12 protein-coding genes are annotated in these 13,266 nt (G+C 36.2%); 4 read left to right on the top strand and 8 right to left on the bottom strand.

Annotated features, from left to right (window positions below):
* A partial coding sequence (locus J4050_RS02390) for an FIDD domain-containing protein (protein ID WP_243878525.1) occupies nt 1-2,323 on the bottom strand: 2,323 nt, incomplete at its 3' end.
* Nucleotides 2,324-2,508: 185 nt separating this feature from the next.
* Here J4050_RS02390 and J4050_RS02385 point away from each other — a divergent pair.
* From J4050_RS02385 to J4050_RS02370, 4 genes are all read left to right on the top strand, one after another.
* Nucleotides 2,509-3,402, top strand: coding sequence for a NifU family protein (locus J4050_RS02385; protein WP_208152330.1), 894 nt, complete (start codon nt 2,509-2,511; stop codon nt 3,400-3,402).
* A gap of 69 nt (nt 3,403-3,471) precedes the next feature.
* The gene (locus J4050_RS02380; protein ID WP_208152329.1) at nt 3,472-4,167 is read left to right on the top strand and encodes a hypothetical protein; all 696 of its coding nucleotides are present in this window, start codon (nt 3,472-3,474) and stop codon (nt 4,165-4,167) included.
* 116 nt (nt 4,168-4,283) lie between these two features.
* Entirely contained in the window at nt 4,284-4,484 is a 201-nt protein-coding gene (locus J4050_RS02375) for a dodecin family protein (protein ID WP_208152328.1), read from the top strand.
* 70 nt (nt 4,485-4,554) lie between these two features.
* Complete coding sequence (locus tag J4050_RS02370) at nt 4,555-5,367, top strand: mechanosensitive ion channel family protein (protein ID WP_208152327.1); 813 nt, start codon at nt 4,555-4,557, stop codon at nt 5,365-5,367.
* On the opposite strand, the gene tsaB is transcribed toward J4050_RS02370, so the two are convergent.
* From tsaB to J4050_RS02335, 7 genes are read right to left on the bottom strand one after another with little or no spacing between them, the layout of a single operon-like run.
* The gene (tsaB, locus tag J4050_RS02365; protein WP_208152326.1) at nt 5,364-6,035 is read right to left on the bottom strand and encodes a tRNA (adenosine(37)-N6)-threonylcarbamoyltransferase complex dimerization subunit type 1 TsaB; all 672 of its coding nucleotides are present in this window, start codon (nt 6,033-6,035) and stop codon (nt 5,364-5,366) included. The two genes, J4050_RS02370 and tsaB, sit on opposite strands and share 4 nt — an antisense overlap.
* Nucleotides 6,036-6,052: 17 nt before the next feature.
* Nucleotides 6,053-7,339, bottom strand: a complete 1,287-nt coding sequence (locus J4050_RS02360; protein WP_208152325.1) for an efflux RND transporter periplasmic adaptor subunit — start codon at nt 7,337-7,339, stop codon at nt 6,053-6,055.
* A gap of 2 nt (nt 7,340-7,341) precedes the next feature.
* On the bottom strand, nt 7,342-8,781 hold the full coding sequence (locus J4050_RS02355; RefSeq protein WP_208152324.1) for a TolC family protein: 1,440 nt from the start codon (nt 8,779-8,781) through the stop codon (nt 7,342-7,344).
* Between the two features lie 48 nt (nt 8,782-8,829).
* Nucleotides 8,830-9,993, bottom strand: a complete 1,164-nt coding sequence (locus J4050_RS02350) for an efflux RND transporter periplasmic adaptor subunit (RefSeq protein WP_208152323.1) — start codon at nt 9,991-9,993, stop codon at nt 8,830-8,832.
* A 29-nt stretch (nt 9,994-10,022) separates the two neighbouring features.
* Entirely contained in the window at nt 10,023-11,282 is a 1,260-nt protein-coding gene (locus J4050_RS02345) for an ABC transporter permease (protein ID WP_208152322.1), read from the bottom strand.
* 1 nt (nt 11,283) lies between these two features.
* Nucleotides 11,284-12,528 (bottom strand): ABC transporter permease, encoded by a 1,245-nt coding sequence (locus J4050_RS02340; RefSeq protein WP_208152321.1) that lies wholly within the window; start codon nt 12,526-12,528, stop codon nt 11,284-11,286.
* Nucleotides 12,521-13,222: an ABC transporter ATP-binding protein gene (locus tag J4050_RS02335; RefSeq protein WP_208152320.1), complete on the bottom strand. Its 702-nt coding sequence runs from the start codon at nt 13,220-13,222 to the stop codon at nt 12,521-12,523. Before J4050_RS02335 ends, J4050_RS02340 begins: the two co-directional genes overlap by 8 nt.
* Nucleotides 13,223-13,266 lie beyond the last annotated feature (44 nt).

Genomic DNA, 13,266 nt, shown 5'->3' with positions numbered 1-13,266 from the left:
CGTCATTATTGTCGTCGCAGACCTCGAAGTCCGTAGGTGCATTTGCGATAGGATTGGGCAATACTTCCAAATCAAGCGTCGTGACGTTGTAGCAATCTTCATTTATTACCGTTTCTAACCTTACATAGATGGTCTGATTATTAGGTGTTACATTCGTATAGATTGTTGGTAGAGGTGCCGCGTCATTTTCTGCATCTGCCATATTTAAATGAAAAGTAATATTGACGTCAGCTGCATCATTTGTATCTAAAATTTCCGATTCTCTGTCTAACAAATTGAATTCTGTAAATCCATCGGTAACTGCATCATCACATAATTCAATAGGTGTAATATTGTTGTTAATATCCAATTGACTAAACAATAATTGAAATGAACTGGTATCGAAACACTCTTGGGTGTTGTCTGCTATTCTCACCCAAATGGTTTGTGGATTCGATGTATTTGTATAATTTGTTGGTAAAGGATTGGCATTGTTATTCGCATCATCTTCCGTTAAATGATAGGATACTGCAAAAGCAAGTGGGTCTTGTGCTCCCAGCACTACATTTGTATTTTCTGATAAATCAAATTGAGCGGTTCCATCTGTGTCGCAAACAACTAAATCTTGTGGTTGATTTGCTGTTGGACTTGATCTAAACTCCACAAAAACTGAATCTGACGATTGACAAACACCAGTAAATTCTACGTTTACAGAGTAGGTACCTGTTACGCCGACATCGATTGTAGAACCTGTTTCTCCTAGAATTTCTACACCATCTACAAACCAGGTGTGCGTTGCGGTTGGAATACCTGTGTCTAGAGTTATTAAATCGCCATCGCACTCAGCAGTACCAGCTGCAATAGTAATATCTTCACCAAGATCTCCTCCAAGATCAAAACTACCAGCTAGCAGAAAAACTCCCGAATCAAAATTATTATCATTGTCGTCTCCAATTACTAATTTAATGGTATAGTTGTCCCCAGGCGTAACAGCTGATTGGGCTGTAAAAACTACCGTTCTTCCGTCAAATGACATTGGAGGCCCTCCAGCCGGAGTGTATTCCCCAAAATATTGTGCATTGGCCGCACCACATGCACCATTGTCTGGATGGATATTTGTCACGAGAATGTCGAAAACTCCAGTATCTGATGTTGGTAAAACCGCTAAATTTGTTGTGACTCCAGTGTTATTATCCGTTAATAAAAATGCAAAGGCATCTGAAAAATCACACTCAAACGAACCCATATCATATTCCTCAGATGCCATTATAAAATCAAAGCTAATGTTATCTGCAAGTGGTGTAAAATCGAATTGAATAAACGTTGCATCATTTGAATTAATGCCTGTTGCTAAATCCAAATCAGCATCACCTGGCCAAGCTCCATCACCAAGAAATTGGTTAGGCCCTCCAGCTCTGCCAGCATCACCTGAGGTTAGCAACAATCCCTCTTCAAACGGAAAATTAATTCCATTGCTAATGAAATATCCTATTCCACTCGGTAAAGCAGGATTAAAGTCTGAACCTGTAGATGAAATAATATTCGACACCGTAGCACATGGACTGTTAATTAAAACATCTTCTATCAATTCCTCGGGTGTAAAACTATCTTGATCTACAATAACGTTCTCCCCTATTACAACCACCGTAATTGTTACTACGTCTGTACAAGATTGCGGATTATCATCTGTTACGGTTAAAGTTACATTGTAAGTCCCTGGATTATTAAATATATTAGAGGCTGTTGTACCTGTAGCTGTATTGCCATCGGCAAAATCCCAATCGTAAGTCGCATTAGTACCATCAATAGAAAACGTTGCGCTTCCATTAAAGGTGACTTCTTCACCAGGCAAGATGGTTACCACCCCTGATGGATTAGGTGTTGGGACGGTGGAATCCACAGAAGCTACGATATCTTGACAAGGTGTGGCACAACCAATATTTGCTTCCCAGCCTGTTGTATTTGCCATTGCACTTGAAACAAATTGAAAGGTTAAACACCCTGAGGTATTGGCTGGTGATGCAGATATAGTTCCTGGAGATGTAGAACCAGAATAGGTACCAATTACAGGTGCTGCCGTTGAGTCACCATCGTAAATCGTTAAAATATCAAGGTTTAATTGCGTGGTAAAACTCAGAAAATCAACAACCATAAATTCTCCTGTGTTCTGGGGACAAATAGTGGTTACTAAGTTTTCGTTATCGTCATAGTTTCCAAATTCGCCTCCAGAATCGAAAAAACGATCAGGCTGACACCTGTTAAATGTGCCATTTTGCATTGAAATATCCTGTGCATGAACTTGGATACCAAACAAAATGAAAACAAAGAATTTTATATATCGCATGTAATTATTCTTAAAAAACGCTTATAAAAGTATATTTAGCACGGTATTTGCTCCTTACTTTTATAAACGAATCCGAAATTTAGCTAAATTATATGAAATGACTTTAAATTTTAGACACAAAACATATTCTATAGATTTAACGTTAACGCTTGTTATTTCATATTTTTGCAGTAAAATTTTTTGAAATGAAGATCTCTATAATTCCTACTTCAAATGACTCAATCGTAAAATTTGAGGCCGAGCGATTTTTAACCAATCATAATAGCTACGAATTTAATAATATAGATGAGGCAAAGCCTTCTCCTTTAGCTCAACAATTATTTCACTTACCCTTTGTGAAAAAGGTATACATAGCGTCAAATTTTGTAGCCATAGAGCGGTATGATATTGTCTCATGGGCCGATGTTCAAGACGAAGTTGCTAAGCAAATTGAATCTTACCTAAACGAGGGTGGAATTGCCGTAAAAGAAGAAGCAGCGAAACCCAAAGCTGCCGTTACGGTATATGCAGAAAGCACACCAAATCCTAGTGTATTAAAATTTGTAAGCAATAAGGTTATAGTACCCAATCAGTATGAATTTACCTCTATTGAAGAGGCCAAGCTCTCGCCATTTGCAACGGCACTCTTTCAGTTTTCTTTTGTAAAGAATGTGTACATTGAAAAGAATTTTGTGTCTATTACAAAGTACGATATTATTGAATGGGAGGAGATTACACTTCAATTAAGAGAGTTTATAAAATCATATATTGAAGAAGGCAAAACCATTTTAACCGATGATGCCCCACAAAAACTAAATAAAACGGATAAGGCAAAAGAAGAGAAATTTGAAGCTTTAGATGACATTTCAAAATCAATAGTGAACATACTTGAGGAATATGTAAAACCAGCTGTTGAAAGTGATGGCGGAAACATAGAGTTTAAATCGTATAATGCAAATAGCAAAAAGGTAGAGGTGCTGTTGCAAGGTGCTTGCAGTGGTTGCCCATCATCTACCTTTACCCTTAAGAACGGCATAGAAAACATGCTTCGGGAAATGCTAAATGACACGGAGCTAACGGTTGATGCCATAAATGGCTAAAACCGTCTTTTTTTTGGTATATTAAGAACGGTATGAATAAGAAAAATAAATTTTAACGTAAAAAATTCAATGATGAAAATATTTCAGATTATTTCAAAAGTTGCGCTATTTATTGTACTCCTAACATTTACGAGTCATATAACAGCTCAAAATAATATTAATATGGATGTGTCCTCCGAAGGGAATCTCATGTGGAAAAACACAAATACCTTACCTGATGCTGAAGGCTCCCCTTTTATCAATGAAACCTATCTACCTATTAAGGTTTCAGTAATTCCGGATAAGGTATACACGGGCCGTTTTAACGCTTATAATGGTGAAATGGAAGTAGACTTAGGCAATGGTAAAATCATAGCCTTAGACATAAGTAGTGAAATAGAAGTGACCTTTATCGGTTCTGGAGATACTTACAGAGTATACGACTACATGGATGCTAACAACAACCGGCAACGAAGATTTTTAATGGTGGTGCATGGTGAAGAGAAGTTTCAGCTATTAAAAGAAGAAAAAATTAAATATATAGAAGGAAGACAGGCCCAAACATCTTACGATAAGGATGTTGCTCCTAAATTTAAAAGAAGTGACGACAATTACTACATTAATTTAAATGGTACAATAACGTATGTGCCAAATAAGAACAAAAAAGTTTTGAGTGCCTTCCCAAAGGATGCCAAAGCATTGAAAGGCTTTATGAAAAAAAATAAGCTCAATGCTAAAAATGAAGAAGATTTAGTAAAAATTGCAGAATTTTTGGCTGGTCAATAACTTATGTTTCAGCCTCTTCGATTTTATTCATTGCTATTAATAATTGCATTTTAGTGACTTTTCCGTAACTTTTGTATCTAAATAAATAGTTAGGAACTCATAAAAACAATTTCATTATGGCAGTATTAAAAGTAATCGAAGTATTATCTAACTCAGACAAAAGCTGGGAAGATGCAACAAAAAAAGCCGTTAAAGAGGCGGCAAAAACAGTAAAGAACATAAAGTCTGTTTACGTTCAAGATCAAAGTGCGATAGTAAAAAACGATGATGTGGTAGAATTTAGGGTAAACCTAAAGTTAACTTTCGAAGTAAAATAAATACCTATTTACTAATTATATTTGCTCGGTTCTCGGACCGAGTTTTTCTATTAACCAAAAATTAAAATACATGAATACACAAGATTGGATCGACACAGGATTTGATTTAATTATTGAATTTGGACCAAAACTTATCGCTGCCATTCTCATATGGATTATTGGTAGTTGGGTAATTAAAGTATTGCTGAAAGGCATCAAAAAAGCAATGAATTCAAGGAGCTATGATGAAAGTCTTAAAAAATTCCTGTTAAACTTAATCAATTGGATTTTTAAGATTGTATTAATAATAGTTGTTCTTGGCACTGTAGGCGTTGAAACCACATCTTTTGCTGCTCTTATTGCTGCGGCTGGTCTCGCTATTGGCATGGCACTGCAAGGGTCATTAGGTAATTTTGCAGGTGGTGTGTTAATTATGATTTTTAAACCAATTAAGATTGGTGATTTAATTGAAGCTCAGGGCGAAATCGGTGTTGTGAAAGAAATAGAAATATTTACAACTAAGTTAACTGGATTATCAAATAAGGAAATCATTATACCTAATGGTGCTTTATCCAATGGTAATATTGTTAACTATACTACGGAAGGCACACGCCGTGTAGATTTAGTGTTTGGTGTTAGTTATGACGCAGATATTAAACAAACTCAAGATGTTTTAATGAGCGTACTAACCTCCCACCCAAAGGTTTTGAAAGATCCTCAACCAACGGTTAACGTTCTTGAACTAGCTGATAGTTCGGTTAATTTTGCTGTTAGACCCTGGTGTAAAGTTGAAGATTATTGGGATGTCTATTTCGATATTACTAAAAACACTAAGCTAGAACTAGATAAAGCTGGTATCGAAATACCATATCCGCATAGTGTGGAAATACATAAACAAGGCTAAGATTGCTTCTTAATAGCAATAAAGTCCTTTAAATAATATGGTTCAAAATAAGCGACATCTTCGGTGTCGCTTATTTTATATTTAGACTCTGCTAACTCACCCATTTCTCTTGCTGATGGCAATCTATCTTCTATAAAATTAGCGTTACTGTGCTGTATTAATGCTTTAGTCTTTTCAACACCATTGCCAATAAAAAAGACATCATTACTTTCTAATATTAAGTTGTAGCTATTAGCGTCCAAAATTTCTGCCTTTACCTCTCTTGCTAACTGAAAATTGGATGTAAAAACTGCTGAATACACTTCCATTCGCCTGGCATCTAACATAGCTACAATATAGCCTTTATCAATATTTAGCTGACGAGACAAAATCTCTAAGGTATCTATGGCAATAAGCGGTTTATTTAAGGCATAACACAATCCCTTGGCTGTAGACACTCCAATTCTTAGGCCTGTGTAAGACCCTGGACCTTTACTCACAGCAACGGCATGGATTTCATCTGGCTTATATTTAGATTCAGAAAATAAATCTTTAATAAATACGTGCAATAATTCGGCATGAGAATAACTTGAGCTGTTATCTTCTTTTAAAAACAAAGTCTCTCCATCTAAAGACAAAGAGACCGAACAATTTGTTGTAGCCGTTTCAATATTGAGAATTAAAGCCATAATCTAAAATTACAGTTTTATTCCTTCATTTCTTCTTTCTTCTCTTCGATAAGATCGCCTGGCTTTAAGGTTTTAGATACTAGATTATAAGGACCAGTAATGATATTGTCGCCTTCACTTAACCCTGAAGTAATTTCAATATTCGTGTCATCTTGTATGCCCGTTTCAACCACTTTAAGCTTAGCTTTTCCTCCATCATTAACAAAAACACATTCGAATTTTTCATCGCTATTCTGTGAAGTTGTTTGGTTAGCGGATGCTCCTTTACCATAAGATTTCCTTACCGAAGAGGTATCTGACTTAACAACGATAGCACTTATCGGTACTGAAATAGCCTTTGGTCTAGTATTGGTTATAATATCAACGGTTGCCGTCATTCCAGGTCTAAACGGTGAATAGGCTGCGGGCTTACCTTCAATTAAATCCATATAAGATTCTTCCAAAATTCTTACCTTGACCTTGAAGTTGGTGACTTGATCTGCTGATAATGTTCCTTGTGCTGAGTTGGCAATTTCCGTAACGAGTCCTTTGAATTCTTTTTTGAGATAAGCATCAACTTCAACAATGGTAGAATCGCCAATATTTACTTTAACAATGTCATTTTCGTTAACATCTACTTCAACCTCCATATTCTTTAGGTCTGCAACTCTAAGAATTTCTGTACCTGCCATTTGCTGCGTCCCAACAACACGCTCTCCCAACTCAACGCTCAATAATGATATTGTTCCGTCCATTGGAGCATATATTGTTGTTCTACTCAGGTTATCCCTAGCTTCAGTCACAGTAGCAGCAGCACTTTGAACACTATAATACGCTGAATTTTTGCCTGCTAAAGCTGTTTCGTAAGCTGCTATGGCTCTGTCCCAATCTGCTCTAGAAATTACGCCCTTTTCAAATAAACCTTTATTTCGATTATAATCTGCCTCGGCTTGCTTTAGTGTAGCTTCAGCTTGTGCTAAATTGGCCGTAAAATTTTTATACGACGCCTGTGAGCGTTCTAAGGCAGATTCTATTAAATCTGGATTGACCTTGACCAGTAAATCACCTTTTTTAACCTGCTGCCCCTCTTTGAACGGTAATTCTAATATTTCGCCCGAGACCTCACTAGAAATGGAAACCTCAACTTCTGGATAAATTTTACCAGTGGCAGAGACCGTTTCAACAATTTCCCTTAGCTCAACTTTTTGAGTGGTTACTTGTTTAAAATTGCCTTTTTTTCCAAACCATCCTAACTTAGACCCAACTACTAAAGCAACTAGCAGTAGGACCACGACCCCAATAATGATTTTTACCTTTTTACTCATAATTAAAATTTTAATTCTGTCGCCGGAATACCAAAGAATAGCTCCAGAACTTTTAGCCTGAATATATAATCGTATTTTGCTCTATTTAGGTTTATTTGAGCATTGTCATATCTTAATTTAGCCTGACTAAAATCGAAAGCATTAGTTAAACCCTCATCGTATCTCGCCTTGGCATATTCATAAGCTAATTCTTGAGATTCTAATGCTGTTTTTGCTGCGTCATAAGATTTTAATCCTCCTTTGGCATCAACATAAGCCTGATATACTGAAGATTCTAAATCTAACTCTGCCTGCTCTAACAAAAATTTCGAACGTTCTACATTGACTTTGTTTCTTTTAACACTAGCTTTAGTATTAAATCCATTTAAAAAAGGGATGTTAAGCTGAAAACCGTAGGCGATACCGTCATTTTCCCATAACTGTTCAACAAACTTATCTGGAGGAGTTTCTACTGGAAAAGTATTTGGAAATTGAGACACAACAGCTTCGCCAGTTGATTCTACTGTACCGATTTGTCTTATAACCGTTGGGTTGTCTGGATCAACAACATTACTGAAATTTGGTGTATTTGTATATCTCGTATCGTAACCGAAGAAAGCAGATAGGGTAGGTAAATTAGCCCCTTTAGAGATTTGCAAGTCTTTTTTAGCAAGCTCTAGATTTTGTTCTGCAATTCGAATTTCTGATCTATTTTCTTTTGCGCTCTGAATGATTTCATCTACAGAGGTTTCACCTAATGAATCTACGATGCCGTAGCCCTCTTCTACAATATCAAAACTTTCGTAGTCCTTAATTAATAGTAACTGCGCCAAACTTATTAATGATATTTGCACTTGATTTTCAGCATTTACAATGGACTGTTGCTCGCTTGCGTCTGTAGCTTTAATCTCTAATAAATCACCGTCAGGTAGTACACCTGCATTTACCAATTCTTGGGTTTGTTGTATTTGCTCTTTTGTAACTTCATTCTGAGAAACGAGTACTTCTAAATTTGCCTTGTTAAGAATGACTTGCAAATAATTATTAGCCACCGCCAAGGAGATATCGTCTTTCATTTTACTGAGACGATATTGGCTGGCAAGTTTAGAAATTTCTGCACGCTGCATTGCTCTGAAATTTCTTAATCCATCGAATAGTGTGTAACCAACATTAATCCTTCCTGTAGATGACAGAAATGTAGTAGTCTGTGCTCTATTTGTAACAGGGTTAAAACTTAAACCTGTATTTTCATTTAAACCAATATTGGCGCTAATAGATGGAACAAAATTACCTGTAGCCGTTAGCTTTTCAATCTCTGCAGTCTCAAGATCTAGTTCACTTTGTTTTACAGAAATATTGTTTTCTAAAGCATATTCTACACACTCTAATAGCGTCCATTTTTTATTTTGTGCCTGCACTGCTACACCAAAAAGTAGCAGACCAACTAAGATTAATTTTTTCATTGTGCTTATTTGTCTAGGTTAGTGTTAAAGTGTTACACTAATAATTGATTAATTTCTACTGCCGAATGCAGGCATACCTTGAATTTGATTCCAGATTTTGAGATTGTCTGACTTGGAGACACCATTTTTGACCTCAACATAGATACCATTGCTAATTCCAAGGTCTACATCTCGTCTTTCGAATTCTTGGTCTCCAACGGCTACTTCAACAAATGGTTTTTGCGTCTTTCTATCGTATTGAACTAATGCTTCGCGTATGGCTAAAACCTTGTCAGCCTTTTCCAATATAATAGAAGCGTTGGCGCTAAGACCAGCTCTTATGAATGTAGAATCTAGGTTTTTTAGAGACCCTTTGATTGCAAATTGAATAGCTCCATTTTCTGCCACCCCTTTAGGTGCAATATAATCTAGAATGGCATCGAACTTTTTATTTTCTATAGCTCCAACTGTAATCTCAAGAGGTAAACCTTCTCTAATTTTCCCTACTTCACTCTCATCAATTTTACCTTCAAAAATCATTTTCTTTATATCAGCTAAAGAAGCTATTGAGGTACCTTCATTGAAATTGTTAGCTTCAATAACTTGGTTACCTTCCTTTATTGGCACATCCAACACCATACCAGCTACTGTTGCTCTCACTTGTGTTTGTGCAATATTGCCAAGGCCAGAGGTTGTTCCTGTTTTTATAATATCATAATTTTGACGAGACTGTTGCAAGTCTATCCGAGCTTGTTCTACCTGCTGCTTTGCTTGCAAAAAGGTATTATTTACTTGATCAAAATCGTTAGCTGAAACCACTCCTTTTTCAAAAAGCGCTTTTTGTCTATCGTAAATTGCTTTTTGAGTTTTAAAATTAATTTCTGCCGTTTCTAGGGATGTTCGGTTCGAGGATATATTATTTTTCGCACTTGTAAGTGACGATACATTAGGAATTACTCTAATTTTTGCAATTAAATCACCCTGTTGTACAAATTCGCCAGCTTCGATAAATACTTCTTCTACAACCCCAGAAATATTTGGCTTTATTAAGACCTCTTCTTTAGGTACAATACTGCCTGTTGCCATTGTTTTTACAACAATTGTTTGTTCAGAAGGTGTCTCTGTAGAATATACTATTGGATCTTCTTGGTTTTTTTGCCATAAATAAATAAGGGCGGTTGAAAAGGCCGCGACAATGACTATTAATAAAATTACCGTAGTTGTTCGTTTCATTACAATGTAATTAGTTATTCTTTATTTAGTTATTCAATTCTAAGGGCATCAACTGGTTTCATTTTAGTTGCACTATTAGCTGGTATCATACCTGCCAATAAACCTGAAACCGTTAAAATAGTTAAGGCTGTAAATACAACAGGCATTCCAACACTTGGGTTCGCAAAATTTTCCACCGGTCCGCTTTGTTCCAAGGAATAATTCATTAACCATATAACACCACCAGCAAATGCGACACCCGTCATTCCTGCTAGAATGGTCAGTATTAAGCTTTCTTGTAAAATTTGTAATCTAATATTCCAAGGTGTTGCGCCTAGTGCTCTTCTTACACCAATTTCTTTAGTTCTCTCCTTAACCACTATTAGCATTATATTACTAATACCTATAATGCCAGAAAGCAAAATAAGCGCTCCAACAAAATAACCCACAAGAGTTAAAATGGTAAACAAGCCTGTTACTTTTGCAAACTGCTCTGAAATATCTCTATGGCCAAAGGCACGATCATCATTTGGGTGTACTGTATGCCTACCTTTTAGAACACTAAATATTCTATCTTTTAAATTAGTAATACTAAATTCATCATAAGCTGTTATGGCCATCCAACCCACGCGGTCTCCGTAGTTGAACGCTTGATTAAATGTCGTAAACGGAATAAATATAGTATTGGCCTCCTCTTCACTATCCCCTTGACTATTGACATTTTTAAAAACACCGACTACCATGAAGTTGACACCGTTTATTTTTATGTAGGTGCCAATAACGTCTTCCCCTTTATCGTATAAACCAGCAACAACATCGATACCAATAACACAAACTTTTCTTTTTGCGTCAATATCTGAATGACTTATAAACCTTCCTTGAAGGATATCCATTGGAAGTTGCTCAATAAATTCTGGATAATCGCCATATATTTGAAAAGCTCCAATATTAGTTCCTCTAGTTACATTATTGGCGCCACGATACCCACCAAGAGAATTTCTCGGTGAGACATATTTTAATTCTGGAAATTCAGATTTTAGTGCTGCAATATCATCTAATTTGTAGTTGAATCGTCTGCCTTTTGGTAATCCCTTATAGGATATAGATGCACGCTGTGTCCAAGTAAACATTGAGTTTGCAGCGAAATTATTAAAACTTGCAGTTACACCATTTTTAAGTCCGTTGGTGAGTGCTAATAGTAAAACCAATATGGTAATTCCCCAGAACACTCCAAATGCAGTAAGCAGTGTTCTAAACTTATTAGCGGTTAGCGCTTCTAATATTTCGTCCCAGCGATCCTTATTAAACATACTATTCGTCTCTTAGTGCAATAATAGGTTTGATTTTTGCTGCTCTGTAAGCTGGAACAAATCCTGCAAGACTTCCTGCGGCGACTAACAGAAATACGGTATAAAGAGCCGTATTAAAATCTACTTGAGGATATTTTATATAATCATTATCAATAGTAGGACCAACAAGTTCGAGCAAGCCTAAGCCAAGTATTAAACCGAACAAACCAGAAAACATGGTTACGAAAATAGCTTCCTGGAGAATCATACCAACAATGGACATTGGCACAGCTCCTAATGCTTTACGTATGCCTATCTCTTTTGTGCGTTCTTTAACAATGATAATCATTATGTTGCCAACGCCAACCACACCTGCGATAATGGTCCCAATTCCTACAAACCAGAACACGGCTTTAATAATATCAATCAATGAATAAATTTTCTGCGCTTCCTCAAGGGTATTGCTTACACGAATCGCAGCTCTATCATCTGGTGCAATAATATATTTTTGCTTTAAATCTCTCTCTATGCTCTCTAAGAGTAAATTTGACACCTCAACAGATTTAGCCAAACTTTTTTGCATTGGCACTGTAAATTGCATATTGCGTATTCTATCACCACCATTAAAAGCTACTTGTGCTGCTGTTATGGGAATGTAGACATTATCCTCTTCACGTTCTCCTCCTGGATCAGAATAAACTCCAACAACTTTAAAGTTTATGCCGAAGATAGAAACCATTTCATCTATTGGATTCTTACCCTTAAACATCTCACTCTTTACTTTCGTTCCAATTACGATGACTTTTCTGGCATCATTTAAATCTGCTTGATTAATAAATCTTCCTTGAAGAATACTTGAGTTTTCAATGTACTGAAAGTCTGGATGAACTCCCTGGACACTAAAATTTCCAGTTTCATTTTTATAAACAATCTGGCCACTCCATATGGAGTAATTTGCAGAACGAAATTCTAAATAATCATCATAAGTAGAACTCACATTTTCGAAGTCTTCGTTTTTAAGTTGTATTCTACGATTGGGATTTAATCCTTTATAACTTTTAGTAGTTCTTCTGGTACGTACACTAATTTCGTTGGTAGCATCCCCAGAGAATTGTTCAGTTACACCATTTTGTATACCAGAGCTAAATCCTAATAAAACCACGAGAATAAAAATACCTGAAGCCACAGAAATCCCAGTAAGAATAGTTCTTAGCTTGTTCTTTTTAAGCGTCTCAAATATTTCTTGCCAACGTTCTATATTAAACATATTCCTTAGCTCTAACTTGTTTTACTGGGCTATCGTCAATAATTACTCCATCTTTTAACTGAACAATACGTTTGGTCATTTGAGCAATATCGTTCTCGTGAGTTACAATAAGTATGGTTTTTCCTTCGTCGTTTATTCCTTGTATTAAATCCATAACTTCGTGAGATGTTACAGAATCTAAGGCTCCTGTTGGCTCATCAGCCAATAGAACCTTAGGGTCACTCGCTAATGCTCTTGCTACCGCAACGCGCTGTTTTTGACCACCTGAAAGCTCACTTGGTAAATGGTGTGACCAATCTGCCAATCCCACTTTTTCTAAATAGTGTTCTGCCCTTTCAACACGCTCCTTTCGTTTCATACCTTGATAAAATAATGGCATTGCCACATTATCTAAAGCAGATTTATAATTTATAAGATTAAAGGATTGAAAAATAAATCCTAAAAATTTATTTCTATATTGAGCTGCTATTTTCTCATTGAGGTTCTTAATGGGCACACCATCCAAGACGTAGCTCCCACTATCTGCTTCGTCTAACATTCCTAGAATGTTTAGAAGCGTAGATTTTCCTGACCCAGAAGACCCCATTATTGAAACCAATTCACCTTCCTTGACATCAAAATTGATACCCTTTAGTACATGAAGAGAATTGCTTCCCATGTGGTAAGACTTGTGTAAATCTTTAATTTGTATCATTGTGCCTCTAGATTGGATTGCAATTTTAACAATTAATAGAACCA

Source organism: Winogradskyella pelagia (assembly GCF_017581965.1).
Classification (GTDB): Bacteria; Bacteroidota; Bacteroidia; order Flavobacteriales; family Flavobacteriaceae; genus Winogradskyella; species Winogradskyella pelagia.
Note: the sequence above shows the minus strand (reverse complement) of the source record. Positions and strands in the feature narration are given on the sequence as shown.